Origin of the sequence: Acinetobacter sp. ANC 4173 (assembly GCF_004331255.1) — a bacterium.
In the GTDB taxonomy this organism is placed as follows: domain Bacteria; phylum Pseudomonadota; class Gammaproteobacteria; order Pseudomonadales; family Moraxellaceae; genus Acinetobacter.
In genome coordinates, this window is the sequence record NZ_SJOF01000010.1 from 49,453 (window position 1) to 72,017 (window position 22,565).

The window sequence follows — 22,565 nt, forward strand, 5'->3', positions numbered from 1 at the left end:
CACTGTAAATGTCAACAGCACCTAGATTTTTAGCTCACTCTTCTTCATACAACATTAATTTGCCAAATGCTGCGCTACCACCACAGAACGATGAAAAACCACCTGAAATCATCAATTTCAAGTTAGATGCACAAGGTCAGATTTTCTGGAATGATCAGCCTATAGCAAATAAGCAGGCTTTAGAAAGCTTATTTATGACAGTGGCTAAAAAGTCTGAACAACAAACTACAGCCTGACCGCATGACTAAATACAAACAAGTGGCTATGGGTCATGGCGATGGTACAACGCCTGAATATCAGCAAAATTGGCATTGAAAGCAACGCTTCACTTTAATCTTGTCGAAAAAAAATCCGCATTTTGTGCTATGTGAAATACGGATTTTTTATCTTTGAGCGATGACATCCTAAAACGGAGTAATTGCAATCGTTTACAACACAGGAATATCAATCCATAACGCATCAGGGAAATGCTTGGCTAAATAAGCTTTCAGATATTCAGAAGTATCTTTGGAAATTAATGGATCTTGTGATTCATCATTTAAGTTATAGGCCAAAGCATATAAAGACAAACCACGTGCTTTTAATGCTTCCAAGCTCAATAAAGTATGGTTAATACTGCCCAAACGTCCAGAACTGACCAAAATTACCGGGAACTTTTTCTGTTCTAGATAATCAATTGTCAGTAATTCTGTGGTGAGCGGTACCATTAAACCACCTGCTCCTTCTAGTAGTACCACCTCAAATTTTTCTGCCAATTGCTGGGTTGCAGCTTCAATTTTGGCAAAATCAATGTCACGACCATCCAGTTTGGTGGCTAAATGTGGTGACGCAGGATAGGTAAAAATTTCAGGCATGGTCAGTTTACTTTCATCTTCTGGCAACCAGCCTGTAGCCATAATTTCACGGTGTTGTTGAATATCTTCAGAGACATCGACATTACCCGTTTGAATCAGTTTTTGGGTAATGACATGCTGACCTTGTTCATTCCATAACTTCGCCAGATATCCTGTGGTATAGGTCTTGCCAATGCCTGTATCAATCCCACTGATAAAATAGATGTCTGCGCTCATGTTGTTCTCCGTGCAATACAATAAATCGGGTGATAGCTGAGTGTGTACTGCACGTGCCCTTGCTGATCCATCTCCGAAAATTGCTGATAATTTTGATAAAACTGTTGTAACGAATGCTTGGTCCAACGATGCGCTGCATTGGTCGCAGTGACACCCGTAGCTTTTAAATGTTGTAACACCTGCTTGGGATGGGTAAAGTGCAGCGTCGTCAGTTGTTCACTTAAGTGTAAAACTTCGAAACCCGCTTGGATTAACGCTCGCTCAAGTTCAGGCATGCTGTGATATTCCAGTCCCTGCCCGGTTAAAGCTTTAATTTCTTTTAGATTCTGCTGTCCAAAAATGGAAAAACAGAAGAAACCTTGTTGCACCAAAGCATGGGCGACTTGACTAAAAATCGCCTGTAAATCTGTCATCCACTGCAATGCAGAACTGGAAGTCACCACGTTTAATTGTGTTGGGAACTCAAGTTGTTCAATATCCCCAATTCGCCATTCAATTTGTTGCAGTTGCGGAAAATGGCGTTCAACCTCAGCATATAGATCGTTCAGAATCAGGCGATCCATTTGCAAATTTTGCAATAAAAGGTGACTCAAATTGCCAGAACCACAGCCAATTTCAAAAACCCGTGCCTGATGAGGTGTAGGCAGAAAATCGAGCATCAATTGCATTAAATGTTGGCAAATTTGCTTTTGCACAATGGCATGTTCAGTATAGCTTTGTCCCGCTTGTGCAAAACGCTGAGCAACGCGAGATTTATCTATTTGAGATGGATTCAACACTAAAACTCATAACAAAACGACAAACTGATCCAGTTCATCTTGCTGAAATTGGGTATTTAAACAAATACGTAAACGCGAACTTTGTACCGGAACCGTCGGTGGACGAACAGGCATGATATAAAAGCCTGCTTGCTGTAATTGTGCCGCAGTATCGACTGTTTTTTGTGATTCGCCAATAATCACTGGCACAATATGACTGGTCGATGGACAAGCATAGCCTTTTGCTTGTATCGCTTGTTGTAAATAACTGCTTAATTGTTGTAAATGCTGACGACTGGCATTCATGCTCAACACTTTTTGGAAAATGAAATTAGTCCACGCCATACAGATGGGCGGCTGTGCGGTACTAAAAATCAAGGAACGCATTCGATTAATCAGAAATTCACGAATAATCGGATGGCAAATTAAGTAACCACCGACTGATGCCATCGCCTTACCAAATGTCCCCACCAAGAAGTCAATTTGCTCAATCACTTGATATTGTTCGGCACAGCCTAAACCTTGTTCACCACGCACGCCTATCGCATGCGCTTCATCCACATACAGCATCACTTTGGTAAATTGGGACTTAATGCGAGCTAATTCCGCCAAATCAGTTTCATCGCCATCCATACTAAAAATGGATTCAGTCACCACAATAATGCGCTCAAAAGCCTCATCATCATGATATTTCTGCAACAATTGCGACAAATGCTGTAAGTCATTGTGGCGATAACGTACATATTTGGCAGAGGAAAGACGAATCCCGTCAATCATACTGGCATGCACTAACTTATCCGCAAGAATAAGCGTCTTGGCATCACTGACCGCAGGTAAAATTCCAATATTCATGTGGTAACCACTGTTAAATAACAGCGCGGCACGTCCAGCGAAAGCCTGACTTAAACTGGCTTCGAGCTGCTCATATTCAGGAAAATTCCCTGTCAATAAACGCGAAGAAGATGAGCTCATCAGACGATGTGCATTCGGGTTTTCATCAAAAAACTGTTCGCGTAAGCTCAGATCAGAAGCCAAGCCCAAATAGTCGTTGGAAGCTAAATTCAACATACGGCGTTGCTGAATTTCAATCCACTTCCCCTGTTGGGAGTTTGAAGTAAATTGACGTAAATTGCCCTGCTGTTTTAGCTCATCCAACTGTGCAGCGTAATGGTCTAACAAATTCATGCCGCTTCCTCTTGCATATGGCAAACCACATCTACCAGTTCAGTCAATAAAGTATTCAACTGCGTTTCTGAAATGACATACGGCGGCATCACATAGACCAACTTACCAAAGGGACGAATCCAGATGCCACGTTTTACAAATTCTTGTTGTAAGGTTTTCATATCAACATTAAATTTCAACTCAACCACCCCGATCGCACCCAACACACGCACATCCTGCACATAATTGAGTTGCGCCAATGGCACGAGATGTTGCTGCAATTGATTGCCAATGCGCTGGATGGTACTTTGCCAGTCTTGAGACATCAAAAGTTGCGTGCTGCGTAATGCCACTGCACAGGCGAGTGGATTGGCCATAAATGTCGGACCATGCATAAATACGCCCGCTTCACCTTTAGAAATCGTTTCTGCCACATGCTTCGAGGTTAAGGTTGCAGACAGCGTCATATAACCGCCTGTTAAGCCTTTACCGATACACATAATATCGGGTTCAACTTGCGCATGTTCCCAAGCAAAGAGTTTGCCTGTACGCCCAAAACCTGTCGCAATCTCATCAAAAATCAACAGAACTTGGTATTTTTCACAGAGCAGTTTGGCTTGGCGCAAATACTCAGGGTGATAGAAACGCATACCACCCGCACCCTGCACAATTGGCTCAATAATCAGACCTGCAATGCTGTGGTGATGCTGTTCTAAGGTTTGTGCGAGTTCAGCAATATCCGCTGGGTCCCATGCCTGATCAAATCCCACTTGCGGTGCAGGAACAAAAATACGATTCGGTAAACTGCTGCCAAAAATCTGATGCATGCCCGTTACTGGATCACACACCGACATGGCATTCCATGTATCCCCGTGATAGCCCGAGCGTGGTGTGACAAAATTGGTCTTTTCTGTATTGCCCTGTGCCGCCCAATATTGCACTGCCATTTTTAAAGCGACTTCTACGGCAACCGATCCTGAATCGGCATAAAAGATTTTGTCTAAACTCGGCGGAGTAATCTTTAATAACAGTTTGCCCAGTTCAATGGCTGGGTCATGGGTAAAACCACCGAACATAATATGTGACATATTTTGTAATTGATCGGTCACAGCCTGATTCAAATCCGGATGGTTATAACCGTGAATCGCACACCACCATGAAGACATACCATCAATCAATTGACGTCCATCATCTAACTCAATCACGGCGCCATAGGCTTTCTTTACTTTAAAAGTCGGCAGTGGATTGGTCATAGAGGTATAAGGATGCCAGATATGTTCAAGGTCAAATAAATCGGTCATCCATAACTCCTGTGGCGTACTCTTTTTACAATGTGGGCTATCTTAAACCCGCAAGTTTCTAAAAAACATTGCGAGAATGGTCATTCCTAGACAGCTTAAAATGTTGTATTGATAAAATCTTCTATAATTTGCACACTCTGCTCAACTTGGAAGCAAGGAAAACCATGCGAGGCATGTTCAATACATACAACTTTTACATTCTCTGCAAGCAATTGTGGCATATTTTGAATAATTTCGCTGGGAACCAGTGCATCACGCTGTGCAAACACATACAATTGCTGTCCTGTATAATGCGCCAAAGTTTCGGTTAAATTCAACTGCTCTAATAACACTAAACCCTGTTGTAACAGTGAAATTGGTTGTGGCTTAATCAGTTTTTGCATTTGAATAAAATCTTTCTTGGCAGAATCTGCACCCTGACAGACCAGAAAGCCAAAACGCTTTAAAGTCGTAATCGCATCCTGTTGAAAGGACAGTTTAAATTGCTCAAATGTTTCTTGTGGCATAGCAGTTGACCAGTTCGCTTGTGCAACAAAACATGGATTCGATGCCAAAGTAATCAAGGTTTTTTGTTCCGCATATTGTTGTTGTAATTGCTGCGTCAATAGCATTGCCAGTTGTCCCCCCAATGACCACCCTATAATTATGTTAAAGCGACGCGCAAGTTCTACATGTTGTTGCAGAATATCCGTATCCAAGGCATTAAAAATATTGATCAGTTCAACATGATGTCCTTGTTGTTGTAGTTTGTGCTGTAAAGGTTCCAACAACTGTGTTCCACCACCCCAACCCGTAATCAGTAAAATACTCGCGTTCAACGTTTTGCTCTAAAAATGAAACTTTGTACAGCAGTATAACGGCTTTTATTTTACGACTGAGCTGCATTTCCTATCATTCTCAAACTGCAAAGTCACACGATTTCCCTGATAAATAAACCCCACATGAAGGTCAAATTTTAGTCAGAGCATCTAGAACCATACACAGCCATGCTATGATTTTGTTGCACTGATGACAGTCATAGTTTGCTAAGATAAGGCTTCCATAGCATCGAAAAAGAAGAAAATGACTTTGAATCAATTGCTCCGTATGGGTTTAATGGGCATGACCTGTACTTTCGGAACTTATCATTTCACTCATGCCGAAACTTCGATTTTTTCTTCTTCCGCCTCAAGCCAAAAACAATGGGTTGGACAGGCAGCGCCTAGCTTTAAGTTACAAGATCAAAATGGCAATTGGCATGAGTCCAAACAATATCGTGGACAATGGGTGGTACTCTACTTTTACCCAAAAGATGATTCACCAGGTTGTACTCAAGAAGCCAATCAATTTAAAGCACTTTATCCAAAATTCTTAAAGTCAAATGCGGTGGTGTTGGGCGTGAGCCTAGATGATGTCAAATCCCATCAAAAATTTTCCAGTAAATTAGGATTACCTTTTCCAATTTTGGCCGATAAAAAACAACAACTTGCAGGTCAGTTTGGCATAGTCCGTAATTTTGGTGTAGCTCAAATTGCCAAGCGTGAAACTTTCTTGATTGATCCCAAGGGTACTATTGTCTATCACTATAGCAGTGTAAACACACAAACCCATGCCAATCAGGTGCTTACAGATATTCAAAACTTTTCAAAAAAGTAAATTTTTTTAAGCATAAAAAAAGGTTTTCAAACTGGGGGTTTGAAAACCTTTTTAAATGACCAACAACGCTTACATTTGCGACTGAATATAGTTTTGTAAGCCAATCAACTCAATTAAGCGAATTTGCTTTTCTAACCAATAAGTATGGTCTTCTTCAGTATCTGACATTTGCTGACGCAACATATCACGCGTGACATAATCCCCTTTTTCTTCCGCCAGTTTCACGCCTTGCGCCAATTTCTCACGTACATGATATTCCAGTGCCAAGTCTGCCTTTAAACAGGTCACCACATCTTGTCCCACATCAATATCATCACGGTTCATATTCGGTGTGCCTTCTAGAAAGAGTACACGACGAATCAAGGCATCTGCATGAGATGCTTCTTCTTGCATTTCATGATCAATACGCTCAAAGATTTTACTTAAGCCCCAATCTTCATACATACGTGAATGAATGAGATACTGATCGCGAGCTGCAAGTTCCCCACCGATCAACATATTTAAATAGTCTACTACTTCTGGATTGCCACGCATCTCGTTATACCCCATACCTTTTTAAAATATTATGGCGACATTTGAAAAGGATTGCAAAAGTTAAATTTTGTAAGTTTATGATTTTTATAAAATTAAAATGAGAAACATACGCATTTGCAGTTTAATTTAAGTCATTTTCCGCATATAAAATAAGCCTTTGCAGTATTTTGCAGCTTGGAGCAAAGGCTATTTCATTCAAAATTTTGCTTATTTTAAAATTTGTAACTATTTAAAATGGCCCTTATTTCACCACGTCTTTAAAACATCACGAAGTGAAAACTATCACACCATCATTTTTTTATTATTAAAAATAAAAAGTTACTCTCAATTTAGAACTGCGAGTCCCCACTGTTGCAGAGTAAGCGTTAAACACACCTCCTAATATTTTTATTGATAACGTTGTCTATAATTGGCTAATAAAGTCGTATTTACCTCGACCAATTTGGTTTTATAACGTGCATCAGTATCTACTTAAATGACGCATAAGTTAGATACCTGTTTCCCATAAGCAAAGACTTTCATCACATTCGCGCTTACACTATGCCAATACTTAAAACAACAACGGTTGATCTATGACAAACTTAGCAACACAAGCCCCTGTACTGGTCACAGGTGCCTCGGGTTATATTGCCAGTTGGGTAATTCAAAAATTATTGACCCAAGGCTATACCGTACATGCCACTGTTCGTGACCTGAACAAAACTCAAAGCTTCGCGCATTTATCTAAAATTGCACAAAGCAGCACAGGAACACTCAAACTATTTAAAGCCAATTTGCTCGAACCAAATTCATTTAGAGAAGCAATGCAGGGCTGTGAAATTGTGTTTCATATGGCGTCACCTTTCGTTGTTACCAACTATAAAGATGCGGTGAAAGACATCATTGAACCTGCTGTTTTGGGTACAGAAAATGTTTTAAACACCGTGAATGAAACTGAGTCAGTCAAACGCGTCATTCTCACTTCGAGTATTGCATCGACCTATGGCGATGCCGTAGATATTTTAAAAACCGATCATAATACTTTTGATGAAAGTCACTGGAATACCAGCAGCTCAGAGACCCATCAGCCTTATCCATATTCTAAAGTGATGGCTGAGCGTAAAGCTTGGGAAATGGCAGATGCACAAAACCGTTGGCAATTGGTTTGTATTAACCCAGCATTGGTCTTTGGTCGTTCATTAACGCCAAATACGCAGTCAGGTTCAATTGAGGTCTTACAACAATTTACCAATGGCTTAACTCTCGCTGGTGTTCCACCCATGTGGAATGGTGTGGTCGATGTTCAAGATGTCGCCGAAGCACACCTACAGGCTGCATTTAACCCCAAAGCAACAGGCCGTTACATCGTCAGTGGTGATACTTTGAGTTTGCTTGAAATTGGTCAATTACTTAAAGCGCATTTTGGTTGGAAGTTTCCCTTTCCACGCAATGAACTGCCAAAAGCGGCCTTTAAAGTGATTGGTCCACTCATTGGTTTTAGGCGTGAGTTTGTTGAACTGAATATGGGTTACCCTATTTATTTTGATGCGAGCAAGAGCCAAAAAGAATTAGGTTTACAGTATCGCAATGTCAAAGAAAGCTTGATTGAGCACTTTCAACAATTGCTCAACGATGGTGTGATCAAACAATATATTCCTTGAAAATAAATAAAAAGCATAATACTAGTCAATTTCATAGCTGACGAGCATTATGCTTTTTCTAAATTGATGAGGGCATATGAGACACGAAATGTCATCAGCAACTGTTCGAGACAACACCACATTCGAAAAAAAATGTTTCTGCGACAATTTTATTCATTGATAACAATGAACGAGTTTTGCTGATGACTAAAGCCTTTGGTTACTTTGGGCTAATCCAAAGTAACATACGAACTTCAAGCATTTGATGCTAATACGGTAAGACTCCGCTGTGACCCCCTCATCATTAAAAGTCGTTTTAGTCATGCTTTAACTGAACGCTACTATCTGAACAGTATATTTTTGATCCAAATCAAAAATCTAAGCCTCTAACTGACCATAATCTTGCATCAGTTGAATAAACTCACTCTCATTCATCACCACAATGCCAAGTTTCTCTGCTTTTTCAAGTTTAGAACCTGCTTTTTCACCCGCCACTAAACATTTGGTTTTGCTTGAAACACTACCACTGACACGCGCACCCAATGCTTGTAACATCTGGGTTGCTTCGTCACGTCCCATTTGGCTGAGCGTGCCTGTAATCACCCAACTTTCACCATTTAAAGGCTGACGTGTCGGTGCGACTGGCGCATCCCAATGAATACCTGCAGCCAACAATCGATCTAGTACTTCAAGGTTATGGGGTGCTTGGAAGAAATCGACAATCCACTCTGCCGTAATATCACCAACATCTGGCGTTTTCTTTAAAGCCTCAATATCGGCCACCCTGAGCGCATCAAGGGTTTGGAAGGTATTGGCCAACATTCGTGCTGTGGTTTCACCCACCCCGCGAATCCCCAGGGCATAAATAAATGCAGCCAACGTGGTTTTTTTACTATTTTCGATTGAATCAATCAGGTTTTGAACTGACTTCTCGCCCATTTTTTCAATAGTGAGCATTTTTTCACGGTGTTCGTGTAAATGGTAAATGTCTGCGACATCTTGAAGTAAATCCAAATGTAATAAAGATTCTACCCAACGATCCCCCAAACCTTCAATGTCCAGAGCCTTACGTGATACAAAGTGGCGAATTGCCTCAATCCGTTGTGCAGAACAATATAAGCCACCCGAGCAACGCGCTAAAGCTTCACCTTCGGGCATGACCACAGGTGATTCACAGACAGGACATTGGCTAGGCAGTTCAACTTGAATGGTATTTTCAGGACGGAATTCGGGCCAGACTTTTTCCACCTTCGGAATCACATCACCACTACGATACACACTGACCGTATCACCAATACGGACATCTAGACGATGAATTTCCCCAATATTATGCAAAGTCACATTGGAAACCGTAACTCCTCCCACAGCGACTGGGTTCAAACGCGCAACTGGGGTTAGCGTCCCTGTTCGTCCAACCTGCCAGTCAATATGATCTACCGTGGTCAATGCCGCCACCGCAGGAAATTTATAAGCGGTAGCCCAACGGGGTTCTCGACTTAAAAAACCCAACTGCTGTTGCTGTTTTAAATCGTTAACTTTAACCACCATGCCATCAATTTCAACGCTTAAATCAGGACGCTCAAGGTTAATTTTTTCATACGCTTGCTGTACCGCTTGAATGCTGTCGCAAACGAAATGGCGCTCACCGACGGCAAAGCCAAACGCATTCAACCAGTCCAAACTTGCTGACATGGTGGCTAAGCCATGACTTGGTTCACACTGTGCAATACCATAGGCATAAAACGCCAGTGGACGTGCAGCAGCCACATTCGGATCTAACTGTCTTAAACTACCTGCCGCAGCATTACGTGGGTTGGCAAAGGTTTTTTCACCTTTGGCTTCATTTTCAGCATTTAATTTTTCAAAACCAGACTTTGGCATGAGCACTTCGCCACGGACTTCCAGCAATGTTGGAACCACGCCAGAGACATGCGTTAAAACTTTGGGTAAGTTACGAATGGTTTTAACATTCTGGGTAATATCTTCACCCGTTTCACCATCTCCACGAGTCACGCCACGAACGAGCACCCCATTTTCATACCACAATGAAATTGCCAAACCATCAAACTTCAATTCGACATCGTATTCAATCTTCTGATTCGGTAAACGTTCTTCAATACGACGTGCAAAAGCAAACAGTTCTTCTTGATTAAACACGTTGCCCAACGACAGCATCGGCACAGCATGGGTCACCGATTCAAATTTTGCCAATGGCTTGGCACCGACTTTATTGGTCGGGGTATCAGCCTGAACCCATTCTGGATATTGTTGTTCTAATGCCTTCAGTTGGTGAAATAACTGGTCATACTCACTGTCGGCAATGGTGGGCTGATCCATCACATAATAGGCATGATTATGCTGTGCCAGAATCTGAATCAGTTGACGCATTTGTGCGACAACAGTGTTTTGCTGAGTCATAGTTTCACCATAAAAAAGGGCGGTTTTTCCGCCCTTCAACAATCTTGTCTGCCTATTATAAAAGTCAGACTCTCATTTTCAATTTGATTATACCGTTGCCTGTTGACCAGAACGATAATCAATGGCTTGATGACGCCAAAATTCACGCAATTGCGCAGTCATTTCCTGCTGATTTTGATCATAAATCGTGCCATCAATTTCACGTGCAATCAGGTTGGAAATACTGACCATGGTATCAAATGCATTTTGCACATCATGATGTGGTAACGCCAAGAAAAAGGCTAAACCTTTGACTTGCTCATTGGCCAAAGTTTCTAAGTCAAACCCAGCAGGCCCTTCTTCGGTAATTTGTAAAACCGAGAATGAAAGCTTTTCATGTTCTTCATCATAACGATGGAAACATGCCATTTCACCATAGCGTAGACCGTATTTAAGCAATACTTTTAATGTCTTGTCACCCGTCAATACACGACGTTCTGGATAAATATTAAAAACAATAAACTCTTCAGCTGTTTGTAAAACACTTTCTTCATCGACACGTTGCTGTTCATGTAAATGTTCATCTAAAATGCTACTTTCTTCATTAAATTCAACAATTTCTGCTTTTTCAATATGATGTGCATTTAAATGTAAACCTTCATCTGCATTTTCAACTGGTGCATTTTCTTCTACTTTCGCTGTCACCTTTGTATCAACCACAGCCTCTGTTTGCGCTGCTTCTGTCGTGGTTTTGACATCTGTATTGACGACTGAATCTGTAGCTTGGTCTTTTTCTGTGGCAACTTTGGTGCTCTGTTTTTCTGTGAGATCCGCAACCACCTCAGCATCATTCAGCGTTGGCTCAACGCGTTCTGTTCCTTCTGTTGAGGTCTGCAATTGATCGCGTACATGACGCGGAATAATTGGAAGCTGACTATCTGAGTTCACCTGCAATTCACTCTCGAGTGAAGGTGTTGCATTCGCATTTTTTTTAAACAACATGCGAAAACCGATTAAAATAATGATAACGGCAATAACAATACCGACTATTGTTGTGACTTCCATATTATGACTCCGCGACTAAACCGTATTCTTTTGCCTGTTCCAAATTCACACTAACAAGTTTTGATGTCCCTGGCTCTGGCATCGTTACCCCCAATAAATCAGTTGCCATCGTCATTGCTAGCTTATTATGTGTAATGTAAATGAATTGCACTTGTTCAGAAAGCTCTTTTACCAAATTACAAAAACGACCAACATTGGCATCATCCAAAGGTGCATCAACTTCATCCAATACGCAGAACGGTGCTGGGTTTAAACGGAAGATGGCAAAAACCAATGCCAATGCGGTCAGCGCCTTCTCTCCTCCAGACAACAATGCCAAGGAACTATTACGTTTACCTGGTGGACGCGCCATGAGTTTAACGCCAGATTGCCAATCATCTTCTAAAGTGAGGCAAGCTTCGCCACCATTAAAAACTTTTGGAAATAATTCCTGCAATTCCGTATTGACCTGATCAAACGTGGTCATAAATAACTTACGTGTTTCCTGATCAATACTTTTCATTGCGGCTTGAAGTTGTGCAACTGTTTTTTCTAAGTCTTCAATTTGATGACTCAGTTCATCGAAGCGCTTGGACACTTCTTCATATTCTTCTGAAGCCGCTAAATTGACTGCGCCCAATTTAGCAAATTGTTGTTGAGCTTTTTCCAATTGTGCTTGATGTGCAACTAAATCAATGTTTAAGCCCGTGATTAATTCACTGTCCATCGCTTTCAGCTGTTCAGAATAGTGTTGAAAGTCAGACTTGGCTGCCTGCCATGACAACCGCTTTTCTTCCAGTTCAGTCCGTAAACGTTCATCTTGCTGTTGCTGTTGCTGGCGCTGCTCGGTCACTTGCTGTTGCTTTTGTTGCACACTGTTCAACTCAAGCTGCCATGCATGCCATGTTTTTTGTAATTTCTCGGTTTGCTGAGATTGCTCAGCAAATTGTGACTCCAAACTCGGAAGCTCCAACTGAACTGGATCAACAAACTTCTTTGCCTGCTCCATCTGCTGACCAATTTGCTGATTTTGCGTTTTCAGAAAAGAACTATCTTTTTCCAACAGTTCAATTTGCTGCTGCGTTTGCGTATTTTGACGGCGTAGCACTTCCAGTTCTTGTTGCGACTGTAAACTTTGTTGCTGTGCCAACTCCAATTGCTCAGTCAATTCATCCAGTTGGAATTGCGTGGTTTTATAGTGGGGTAAGACCTGTTCTAGCTTTAAAGTCAGTGCATGCAAATCAATTTCCAGATCATCCTTTTGCATGGCATCTTCTTCAAGCTGCTCATCCAACTGTTGCAACTGGTCACACAATTGTTGCTGCTGAACGGCAAAAGCCTGCACACTACTCTGCAACTTGGCAATGCTCACATCCAACTGTTGTAAAGACTGTTGCTGCTGTTTGAGTAATCCTTGCTGTTCTTTGAACTGCGTTTGAAGCTGCTGAATCTGTTGTTGCAGACTCGGTAATTGCTGATCCGCCAGCTCATACTGTGTCTGTAAATTATTCAGTTCAATCTCAATGCTTTCTAAACGAATCCGATGGCTCAGTGCCCCCTGACCCGCTTGACTGCTTTCATCATAAAGCAAGCCAATCACCCAATCCGCCGCAACATGATAACCATCTAAACTTAAGATTGACTGGCCTTGCTGAAGCTGAGATTGATAAGACAGAGCTTCACTCAGTGTCGTCGCAATGGCAACCTGATTCCACAGTGAATGCTGTGCAGAGGCAATCCAATCTGCCAAACATGGTAATTCAGCCACTGCAAGTTTACTGCGTGCGACGCTCATTTTAAGCTGACGCGCAATGCTCGCTTGAAATTCAGTCTCTGCATCTAGCACTTCCGCCGACAGCCACTTGGCAAGGAATTTCTCGATCAACTGCGCATGTGGTTTGCCCTGTTCAGTCAACTTCAAGGTCTGCATCAATTGCACATTGGCATTGTGTGATTCAGGACTTTGCTTGACCAAGAGTTGGGTTAAATTTTTCTGTTCAGACTGCAACACCTGCATCTCAGATTTTAATTGCAGCACCTGACTCTTTTGCAGCGTAGATTGTTCCTGTAATTGTTCTAATTCTAGACGCTGCTGCTGAATCATGTGCTCGGACTGTTCAATCTGCGTCTGAAGCAATTGTTTGTCTTGCTCCAGTTGTTGAATATCTTCTTGCTGAGTTTGGTTTTGAATCTGAGCTGCTTGATGTTGCAAAGTTTGTTTTTGCTGCTCGATACGGACGATATTTTTACTCAATTGCTCAGACTGCGCCAGCATTTGCATTTTCTGCTGTTGCTGCTTTTCCACTTGTGCTTTGAGCTGCTCAAACTGCTGCTGTACTTGCTGCTGTTGCGCTTTTAAATCTTGATAACGTTGACTTTGTTGCTGATTTAAAACGTCTTGTTGCTGCAATTGTTCAGTTTGATCTTCCTGTTGTTGCAGTAGCGTTTCAAGCTGTAATTCAATCAGTTGCAAACGCTCTTTGGTTTGCGCCTTTTGCTGTTCCAGTTGCGCCAACGTTGAGGTATTTTGCTGAAAAAGTGACTGCTTTTGCTCTAAAGTCATTTTCAGCTCAGCCAGCTTTTTCTCAGCTTGCTGCCATTCATTTTGCAATGGCGTCGATTGTTGAATCAGACGCTGAAATAACTCACTGGTCGAACTTAAATCATGTTCCAAAGTGGTTAAATCTGAGCGTACCAATTTAAACTGATCACCCAACTCATTCATTTGCACCGTATATTCCTGCTGCAAACGACTGCTTTGTTCGCATTGGAAAGACAGCACTTCGACTTTAATGCGACGAATGGTTTTTTCTAATGCTTTATATTGAATCGCCGTTTCAGACTGACGCTTTAAAGTTTTTAACTGAGATTTAAGCTCTTGGGCAATATCATCTAATCGAGATAAATTATGAGTAGTGTGATCTAAGTGTAATAAGGTCTCACGACGGCGCGCCTGATAACGAGATACCCCTGCCGCCTCTTCAATAAACACCCGCATTTCTTCTGGTTTGGCATCAATCAGACGGTTAATCATGCCTTGTTCAATAATGGCATACGAACGCGGGCCTAAACCTGTCCCCAAGAAAATATCGGTAATGTCTCGACGACGACATTTGGTTCCATTTAAAAAGTATTCAGACTTGCCATCTCGATTGACCTGACGGCGAACCGCCAATTCATTATAGGCATTATAAGCGCCACCTAATTTGCCATAAGTATTTTCAAAACGGAGTTCGACACTAGCAACACCCACAGGTTTACGCTTGGCTGTCCCTGTGAAAATGACATCCTGCATGCTACCGCCACGGAGTTGGCGCGCATTGGATTCACCCATCACCCAGCGAATGGCATCAATCACATTGGATTTACCACAGCCGTTCGGTCCCACCACCGCACTACGGTTGGCTTTGAATTGTAGAGTCGTGCTATCGGCAAAAGATTTGAAGCCTGAAAGTTTTAAACTGCTTAAACGCATAATGTCCTGTTAACGTCGTGAACGACGCGCCCATGCTAATTCGATTTGTTTCATGCGTGTTAGAGATTCCAACACCAAGTTACGCAAGTGTCGACAAAAATCGTCCATAAATAAAGTGGCTTGTTGTGATTTTCGGATTAAAATTGCATCACTCACCAGTTTAAACAACTCAAACGACTCTTGTAACTCTCTACGCGAAGTATTTAAGGTTAAGAAATAACTGCGACGGACCGAAGGCAACAACTCCTGATAGAAATTCATCAAGTATGGATTTGCCACCATCTCTTGCTGTCGTGCCAAATACTGAAAAATTAAATCATAAAACTTTTCAGTATGCCCATGACGGCATTCTTCCTGAATTTGCTCCATCAACTGTTGAAATTGCTCGGCTTCATGCTGACGCCAAGTTTCTGCAATCCGTTGCACAATTTGCCCAGATAGCATGGCACAACTGTCAAATAATGCCCGCACCTGTTGTGCCGACATTTCAGAAACAATCGCACCGCGTCGTGGGAAAATCTGAATCAAATGCGTGCGCTCTAACAGCAGCAAAGCTTCACGCACCGAACCCCGACTGACATCCAGCTCTTTGGCAATTCTTAATTCCTGTATTCGCTCACCTTCGACCAATTCCCCACTAATGATCTGCTCACTAATGTGTTTGGCAATTTGCTCCGAGAGGCTCTCTATTTCTTCTTGTTGCATACTTTTCCTATCTTGTTTTTATAAGATGCAATTCACGATACTTCACATGACTCACGCAACAGTTTTAACTGATTTCAACCCTTCCGCACCATGTCATTGTCTGACAATATTATGTCTAAAAAGCCAATTTAAACAGCAAAAGTCATCACCAACCTTTAGAATAATTTTGAAAAACCTTGATAAATAAAATAAAGACCTACGGTGGTGAGCAAGCCTGCGAAGCATCGCTTTAACATTGTAGGTGACAATTGATGAGCAACTTTCGCACCAAGTTTAGCTGTGACAAAACTCATCAAACTGATGCCTAAAAATGCATAAACATGAATATAACCAATGCTATTCGGTACATCGACCTGTGCTTTGGAACCAAACCACATAAAGCCTAAAGCGCCTGCCACAGCAATCGGTAAACCACAAGCCGCCGATGTGGCAACCGCCTTTTGCATGACCACCCCATGACGGTTTAAATAAGGCACAGTTAAGCTACCACCGCCAATCCCAAAAATGGCGGAAGCAAGGCCAATACCTCCCCCTGCCAGCATTTGTTTCGCTGTCGATGGAAGCTGTTGTGAGGTATCCACTTGTACTTTTGCCCCTTTAAACATGCGATAAGCCACCCAAAGTGCAAAAAAACCAATGATCAGTTGTAAGCCCTGACCTGGCAGTAAATCTGCAATTCCCGCGCCTAAAAATGACCCGAAAATTAAGCCTGGTGCCAAGTGACGAAACACTGACCACAGCACCGCACCTTGCTTATGATGTGCAGACACCGAACTGAATGAGGTCACAATAATGGTTGCCAAAGAGGTTCCCAGTGCCATGTGCATAATGACTGATGGATCATAATGAAGTTGGGTAAAAACAATATAGAGGATCGGCACAATAATTAAACCACCACCTACACCAAATAATCCTGCGGTAAATCCTGCGATTGCACCAATCAGTAAATATATGATTAACTCCATAAATATTTTTCACTATGCTCAGATTCAAATGGATGTAGAAACTCGCCAACTACAACAACGACTTCACGCGGCTCAACAACTTCCTGAAGTCCTGATGCTCAAACCGACCACCGCATCAACCAATGATGATGTACGTGAAATTGCACAAAAAGGTATACAAAGTGCATTGGTGTGTAGCGCCCAACAAACTCAAGGCCGAGGTCAGCGACAACGCCAATGGGTGTCACCCGAAGGAAACGTGTATTTAAGCACATTGCTAAATACTCGAACAGCAATAGATGGGCGTTTGGCTCTAGAAGTTGCCTTGAATATTCTACACATGCCCAGCCTCGAGCAACTGAGTTTACAAATTAAATGGCCAAATGATTTGTACAGCGTACAAGGCAAATGGGGCGGTATTCTGATTGAGCCGATTACCCCAAACCAAGTCATTGTCGGTGTTGGACTCAATCTTGCCCCTGTTGCGGATGCGAGTATTGATCAACAAGTTACGTCACTCACAGAGCTAGGACTACAAGCCACTTCACGTATTGATTTGATTGCTGAACTTTATCTGGCGATTCACCGTGCTGGAGAATGGTTTGATCACCAGAGCTATAATCTGGCTGCTCGCTTTAATCGTTATGCCGCTTTTCAGCAACAAGCCGTCGAGTTTGAACATAGTACAGGGAACTGCGCTGGAACCTTTATCGGCATTCAAGACGATGGTGCAGTACTACTTGAAACCGAAGCAGGTATTCAAAGTTTTTACCAAGGTCGTTTACGACTCAGTACAGCACCCGAATAGGATGATGTAATGAAAAGTTTATGGCTTGATATTGGTAATACCCGACTCAAATATTGGATTACGCAACATGACCAAGTTGTGGAACATGCTGCTGAGTTGCATCTACAATCCCCTGCTGATTTACTGCTCGGGCTAATTCAGCATTTTCAAGGCTTGAACATTCAACACGTCGGGGTTTCCTCGGTTCTAGACCCGGATAATAACCAACGTATTCAGTCCATTCTGAAACGTTTGGCTGTACCTGTGATCTTTGCTAAAGTGCATACCGAATATGCAGGCTTAAAATGTGGCTACGATGATCCTACACAGTTAGGAATTGATCGCTGGCTACAGGTCTTGGCAGTTGCCAATCATTCTAGCCAAAACTATTGTGTCATTAGTTGCGGTACTGCCCTGACCATTGATTTAGCCAACGGATTGCAACATTTAGGCGGCTATATTCTGCCAAATCTGTATTTGCAACGTGATTCCCTGATTCAAAATACCAAAGGTATTAAAATTCCAGATGCGGCCTTTGAAGAACTCAGTCCGGGGCGAAATACCATTGATGCGGTGCATCATGGTATTTTATTGGGCTTGCTCAGTACCATTGAGCGCGTCATGCAACATTCACCTCGACAGCTTGTATTGACTGGTGGTGATGCCGAGTTGTTTGCACAACATTTACAGCACTATCACCCGATCATTGAAGCAGATTTACTTTTAAAAGGGTTACAACATTATATTCATCATCAAGCTGAAAGCATTAAAGGCTGAAGAATCTGTTGTAACAATACAAATTCACTCCACCCATCCTGCTGAGTAAAGTGCCCTGCCTGTTTCACTTCCTGCAATTGTGCATTCATAAAATGTCCAAATTGCAGCGGAGGTGGAACAACAGCGCCGTTATTGGAAAACAACGCGATTCGATGTGCAATTTGACGGTGTAACACCCGACTTTGTAAGGTTGCTTGTTGGATAAATGAATTAAGCTCAGGCTTATGTGGCAGTAAAGATTTAAAACCTGTCACACCAATAAATGCCTGCATTTTTGGATGGTTTAAATGCTGACTCAAATAATATACAGTGGCTAAGCAGCCCAAACTATGTGCAATCACAATACTGTGTTCATTCAGGTCTTGCATCTGCATATCGAATGCTTGCTGCCAAAGATCCAACTCTGGAGCATCTGCATCGGGTAAAAAACCAATTTCGCTACACTGTGCATAGCTTTGATCTGTTGTGCTAACCAAGTAAACCAATGCTCTTCGGGCGATGAATTTTCACCATGCACAATAAAAACGGTTTTGGGACGATTCGACAGAACTACATTTCTTTTTATTCATTTTCGATCAAATACCAATCACAACTTTTATGGTTTTATATTGATGCGTTGTTGTTCATTATAAATTCAAGACATAAAAAATAGGTGCATCAAGCACCTATTTTTTATTAAATGATCTTCAATTATTTTTTGGGATCATTATTCCCAAAGAGCGGTCCCATGCCACCACCGCCACCGAATTGCTTTTGCAAGCCACCCAATGAACGCATCATTTTTGCCATGCCCGATGGATTGGCAAACTTCTTCATCATTTTTGCCATTTGCGCGTGTTGTTTGATGAGTTTATTCACTTCCACCACATCCATACCGCAACCTGCTGCAATACGTTTTTTACGGCTTGGGTTCATCAAATCTGGGTTACGGCGCTCTTTAATGGTCATCGATTGAATAATCGCTTCCATTTTTTTCACTTGCTTTTCAGGGTTTGCTTGTGCAATCGCATCTTGAATCCCTGAACTGCTCATGCCAGGCAACTTATCCAAGAAGCCCATCATGCCGCCCATTTTGTTCATTTGCTCAAATTGCATCAGCATATCTTCAAAGTTGAAGCTGCCGCCTTTTTGCAATTTTTTCGCCATTTTTTCGGCTTTTTCTTTGTCGATTTTACGTTCAACTTCTTCGACTAAAGAAAGTACGTCACCCATACCCAAAATACGTTGTGCAACACGTTCTGGATGGAATGGCTCCAAGGCATCAAGCTTTTCGCCCATACCCAAGAATTTGATTGGCTTACCTGTAATCGCACGCACTGAAAGTGCGGCACCACCACGCGCATCACCATCGGTCTTGGTCAGGATCACACCGGTTAAAGCTAAAGCATCATTAAAGGCTTTGGCGGTGTTTGCCGCATCCTGACCCGTCATGGCATCGACCACGAACAAGGTTTCAGTCGGCTTAATCGCAGCATGAAGCTCTTTAATTTCGTCCATCATGTCATCATCGACATGTAAACGACCCGCAGTATCGACAATCAAGACATCCGCAAACTGGATTTTGGCTTGTTCGATAGCACGTTTGGCAATATCAATTGGCTTTTCACTGGCATCCGATTCAAAGAAAATCGCACCAACTTCACCTGCAACCGTTTGCAACTGCTTAATTGCAGCAGGACGGTAAACATCGGCAGATACCATTGCCACTTTTTTCTTTTGGCGTTCTTGCAAGAAGCGCGCTAATTTTGCCGCCGTAGTGGTTTTACCTGCACCTTGCAAACCTGCAAGAAGTACAACCACTGGAGGTTTTGCTGCGAGGTCAAGGCTTTCATTGGCCTCGCCCATCATTTTGGTTAATTCGTTATAAACAATTTTAACGAAGGCTTGCCCAGGGGATAACTGTGTCATCACTTCCTGGCCTAATGCTTCTTCCTTAACTTTCGCGATGAATTCACGAGTTACAGGTAACGCAACATCGGCTTCAAGAAGTGCCATACGTACTTCACGTAACGTATCTTTAATATTATCTTCGGTTAGCTGCCCTGAGCCAGTAACATTTCTTAAACTCTGCGTGAGTCGTTCTGTTAAGGTATCAAACATTGCAAAATCCGCTTAAAATAGCCAGTAGCAAAAAAATCTTTCTTAAAATAGAAAATTTATGCATAAGATGCTATAGGATACTGTAGTTCGAGTCGAATTTATATAAATGAATATTCATCATCCTGAAAAAGGTTTGACATGATTAGTCTTCCCTTGGTTTATACCATTTTGGCTTTAATTGCCTATACCACCTCCTTTTGGTATTTATTCCTGCATTTAATGTCGAAACGTGAACCAAACCATTGGTTTATTGGCGTAATTTTGGGCTTGGGTCTACTGCTGCATGCAGGCGTGCTTTACCATGACATGCTTACGCCGCTTGGGGTCAATTACGATGTTTTTGTGCTCATGTCCTTTACCTCAGGTTTAATGCTACTACTGAGTTTAATTTTTAGTACCTATCGCCCCATTCTGGCATTAAATTTAATTGGTATTCCTGTCGCTGCGACAGGGCTGATTTTAGGCTTTGCCTTTAGTAAACCTGATCAATTTATTGAACAGCATTCGGTTAGCCTAGATATTCACATTATTCTGTCTTTATCGGCTTATGCTGTTTTGCTAATGGCAACCATTCAAGCGGTAATTTTATGGTTCCAAAACCGTGAGCTGAAAAACAAACAAAAGAAGCGCATTTGGGTTAATTTACTTCCATCTTTTCAAGCGATGGAATCGTTATTGTTTGATTTGATCCAAACTGGGTTTATTTTACTGACCACAGCATTACTGTTTGGCTTTTTTACCATTGAAGATTTCTTTGCTCAACACTTAGCGCATAAAACTGCATTCAGTATTATTTCATGGTTTGTCTATGGTTCGCTGCTGATTGGTCATTACAAATTTGGCTGGCGTGGGCAAAAAGCCATTCGTTTTACCCTGATCGGTTTCTTCCTTTTAGCTGTTGGTTTTATTGGTTCTAAGTTTGTATTGGAAATGATTTTAGGAAGATAAAGGTATTTGTTCAGTTTGGTTAATTAAAAATGTGGAACATCACTCAATAAATAAGTATTAAACGTGAAACTCAATAGAAAAGCCCAGTTTATATAAACTGGGCTTTTATCCAATCATCAAACTATTGATTATAAATAACTTATATAATGTATTTCGTATAAGGTGTATTGTGTTAATTTTAGAAAAACTTTAAAGCATTTAAACGAAATATATGAACTTAATTTCAGCAATTTTATTAAATGAACATCCTATTAGTGGATGTATTCAAGATGGAAGTGGAAATCCTAAACCATTTCCAATTCTTGCTATTGATGGGATTCCATTAAATATATGGGTAAATAAAAACACTAATATTATCGAAGAAACAAGTACTCTAGTCCCAGCACAAGGATGGTTATATGACTTTGACAATCATCTGTCTTTGAGTAATGCATGGAAACTTCTAAAACCTGAACCTTCTGAATATGGTGCTGTCTCTACAGTCGTACCAATTTTAATTTGTCCTGATGATTTAGACCTTGTATGCAGTGTAATTATGGTTGAACAAATTATTACCTAAACAGAAGTCACATGGATTAGATTTGGACGAGCATGGAATCATCTACATGATCTAGTTACATCAGTCATTTGGGAGAAGCCTTTTGCATCTCCTGTCTTGACATTCAAATTTAGTAATTTTGAAGAAGCATACAATAATTTAAAGAGCTTAGATGAAGTCTGGAATGGGGCTATTTAATATAATGGTCTGTATATGTAATACATTTTTAAGATTACCTTAAGATCAGTATCTTATTCTTATACATACCCTCTGGAACGATCTCGTTCAACCGACTTAGAAATAAGTCGGTTTTTTTATATGAAGTTTTGATATTTCTTGCAAAAATAAATTAAAAAACACTCAATTTTAACTTTTCCAAAAAAACTCCCTACTTTCATTCCAGAAATTATCCCCTATTTCTGCGGATAAAAAGAAGGCGGTTTTTAACCTGATGTGTACGCATATGCTTACAACAATTCCCGCCCTTTGCGGCTATACGACCTCAGGTGGATTTCTTATCATGGGGAGATAGAGAACAGGAAGTTCCAAAGAACAAGAATAAGAAAGATCGCACAAGGACTGCAAGGTACGACAGGAGTTATACCAAGCGAACCGATACGAAAAAGCCCGACAGGATGTCGGGCTTTTTTATTGTATGTATTTATTTCTCATAATCACCATTATGAGAAATCGAAACTATTTCCAAGGTATTTGATAGAATCAAAAAAGATATGAATCTTATCGAGATATAAAGTGAAAGATAAAATCA

Annotated in this window: 20 protein-coding genes and 1 pseudogene; 7 read left to right on the plus strand and 14 right to left on the minus strand. The window is 41.4% G+C overall.

What is annotated here, in order from left to right:
- The first annotated feature begins 8 nt into the window (after positions 1-8).
- Positions 9-236, plus strand: a complete 228-nt coding sequence (locus E0H94_RS12240; protein ID WP_131326778.1) for an ExbD/TolR family protein — start codon at positions 9-11, stop codon at positions 234-236.
- Between the two features lie 192 nt (positions 237-428).
- Here the strand turns inward: E0H94_RS12240 and bioD are convergent, their stop codons facing one another.
- From bioD to E0H94_RS12265, 5 genes are all read right to left on the minus strand, one after another.
- Positions 429-1,070 carry a dethiobiotin synthase gene (gene bioD, locus E0H94_RS12245; RefSeq protein WP_131326779.1) on the minus strand — a complete coding sequence of 214 codons (642 nt, stop codon included), beginning with the start codon at positions 1,068-1,070 and terminating at the stop codon, positions 429-431.
- Positions 1,067-1,846 (minus strand): malonyl-ACP O-methyltransferase BioC, encoded by a 780-nt coding sequence (gene bioC, locus E0H94_RS12250; protein WP_131326877.1) that lies wholly within the window; start codon positions 1,844-1,846, stop codon positions 1,067-1,069. The genes bioD and bioC overlap by 4 nt, the downstream gene beginning before the upstream one ends.
- A 9-nt stretch (positions 1,847-1,855) precedes the next feature.
- Positions 1,856-3,013, minus strand: a complete 1,158-nt coding sequence (locus tag E0H94_RS12255; protein WP_131326780.1) for an 8-amino-7-oxononanoate synthase — start codon at positions 3,011-3,013, stop codon at positions 1,856-1,858.
- The gene (bioA, locus tag E0H94_RS12260) at positions 3,010-4,293 is read right to left on the minus strand and encodes an adenosylmethionine--8-amino-7-oxononanoate transaminase (RefSeq protein ID WP_131326781.1); all 1,284 of its coding nucleotides are present in this window, start codon (positions 4,291-4,293) and stop codon (positions 3,010-3,012) included. Before bioA ends, E0H94_RS12255 begins: the two co-directional genes overlap by 4 nt.
- A gap of 95 nt (positions 4,294-4,388) precedes the next feature.
- Complete coding sequence (locus tag E0H94_RS12265) at positions 4,389-5,111, minus strand: thioesterase domain-containing protein (protein ID WP_131326782.1); 723 nt, start codon at positions 5,109-5,111, stop codon at positions 4,389-4,391.
- Between the two features lie 283 nt (positions 5,112-5,394).
- Between E0H94_RS12265 and E0H94_RS12270 the strand changes: the two genes are divergently transcribed.
- Positions 5,395-5,928 carry a peroxiredoxin gene (locus E0H94_RS12270; RefSeq protein ID WP_413773016.1) on the plus strand — a complete coding sequence of 178 codons (534 nt, stop codon included), beginning with the start codon at positions 5,395-5,397 and terminating at the stop codon, positions 5,926-5,928.
- Between the two features lie 69 nt (positions 5,929-5,997).
- Here the strand turns inward: E0H94_RS12270 and ftn are convergent, their stop codons facing one another.
- Positions 5,998-6,462: a heteropolymeric bacterioferritin subunit Ftn gene (gene ftn, locus E0H94_RS12275; protein ID WP_131323211.1), complete on the minus strand. Its 465-nt coding sequence runs from the start codon at positions 6,460-6,462 to the stop codon at positions 5,998-6,000.
- Positions 6,463-7,034: 572 nt separating this feature from the next.
- Here ftn and E0H94_RS12280 point away from each other — a divergent pair.
- Positions 7,035-8,102: an SDR family oxidoreductase gene (locus E0H94_RS12280; RefSeq protein ID WP_131326784.1), complete on the plus strand. Its 1,068-nt coding sequence runs from the start codon at positions 7,035-7,037 to the stop codon at positions 8,100-8,102.
- 357 nt (positions 8,103-8,459) lie between these two features.
- Here the strand turns inward: E0H94_RS12280 and ligA are convergent, their stop codons facing one another.
- The 5 genes from ligA to E0H94_RS12305 form a co-directional block, all read right to left on the minus strand.
- Entirely contained in the window at positions 8,460-10,499 is a 2,040-nt protein-coding gene (gene ligA, locus E0H94_RS12285) for an NAD-dependent DNA ligase LigA (RefSeq protein ID WP_131326785.1), read from the minus strand.
- Positions 10,500-10,586: 87 nt separating this feature from the next.
- Positions 10,587-11,543 (minus strand): cell division protein ZipA C-terminal FtsZ-binding domain-containing protein, encoded by a 957-nt coding sequence (locus tag E0H94_RS12290; RefSeq protein WP_131326786.1) that lies wholly within the window; start codon positions 11,541-11,543, stop codon positions 10,587-10,589.
- A 1-nt stretch (position 11,544) separates the two neighbouring features.
- The gene (gene smc, locus E0H94_RS12295; RefSeq protein WP_131326787.1) at positions 11,545-14,997 is read right to left on the minus strand and encodes a chromosome segregation protein SMC; all 3,453 of its coding nucleotides are present in this window, start codon (positions 14,995-14,997) and stop codon (positions 11,545-11,547) included.
- 9 nt (positions 14,998-15,006) lie between these two features.
- On the minus strand, positions 15,007-15,702 hold the full coding sequence (locus tag E0H94_RS12300) for a GntR family transcriptional regulator (protein WP_131326788.1): 696 nt from the start codon (positions 15,700-15,702) through the stop codon (positions 15,007-15,009).
- Positions 15,703-15,857: 155 nt separating this feature from the next.
- Entirely contained in the window at positions 15,858-16,667 is an 810-nt protein-coding gene (locus tag E0H94_RS12305) for a sulfite exporter TauE/SafE family protein (protein ID WP_131326789.1), read from the minus strand.
- 28 nt (positions 16,668-16,695) lie between these two features.
- Here E0H94_RS12305 and E0H94_RS12310 point away from each other — a divergent pair, with 28 nt between their 5' ends.
- Together E0H94_RS12310 and E0H94_RS12315 are read left to right on the plus strand one after the other, a co-directional pair.
- Entirely contained in the window at positions 16,696-17,454 is a 759-nt protein-coding gene (locus E0H94_RS12310; protein WP_131326878.1) for a biotin--[acetyl-CoA-carboxylase] ligase, read from the plus strand.
- 9 nt (positions 17,455-17,463) lie between these two features.
- Positions 17,464-18,210 (plus strand): type III pantothenate kinase, encoded by a 747-nt coding sequence (locus E0H94_RS12315; protein ID WP_131326790.1) that lies wholly within the window; start codon positions 17,464-17,466, stop codon positions 18,208-18,210.
- Here the strand turns inward: E0H94_RS12315 and E0H94_RS12320 are convergent.
- The 3 genes from E0H94_RS12320 to ffh all read right to left on the minus strand — a co-directional run bounded on the left by E0H94_RS12320 (position 18,186) and on the right by ffh (position 20,310).
- Positions 18,186-18,584: an alpha/beta hydrolase gene (locus E0H94_RS12320; protein ID WP_413773014.1), complete on the minus strand. Its 399-nt coding sequence runs from the start codon at positions 18,582-18,584 to the stop codon at positions 18,186-18,188. The genes E0H94_RS12315 and E0H94_RS12320 overlap by 25 nt on opposite strands.
- Entirely contained in the window at positions 18,566-18,727 is a 162-nt protein-coding gene (locus E0H94_RS19010; protein ID WP_165495609.1) for a hypothetical protein, read from the minus strand. Before E0H94_RS19010 ends, E0H94_RS12320 begins: the two co-directional genes overlap by 19 nt.
- Before the next feature lie 173 nt (positions 18,728-18,900).
- Positions 18,901-20,310 carry a signal recognition particle protein gene (gene ffh, locus E0H94_RS12330; protein WP_131326792.1) on the minus strand — a complete coding sequence of 470 codons (1,410 nt, stop codon included), beginning with the start codon at positions 20,308-20,310 and terminating at the stop codon, positions 18,901-18,903.
- A 138-nt stretch (positions 20,311-20,448) separates the two neighbouring features.
- Between ffh and E0H94_RS12335 the strand changes: the two genes are divergently transcribed.
- A complete protein-coding gene (locus E0H94_RS12335) occupies positions 20,449-21,258 on the plus strand; it encodes an inner membrane protein YpjD (RefSeq protein WP_131326793.1) in 810 nt (269 codons plus the stop codon).
- 211 nt (positions 21,259-21,469) lie between these two features.
- Positions 21,470-21,994, plus strand: a pseudogene (locus E0H94_RS12340) (hypothetical protein).
- Positions 21,995-22,565: the final 571 nt, after the last annotated feature.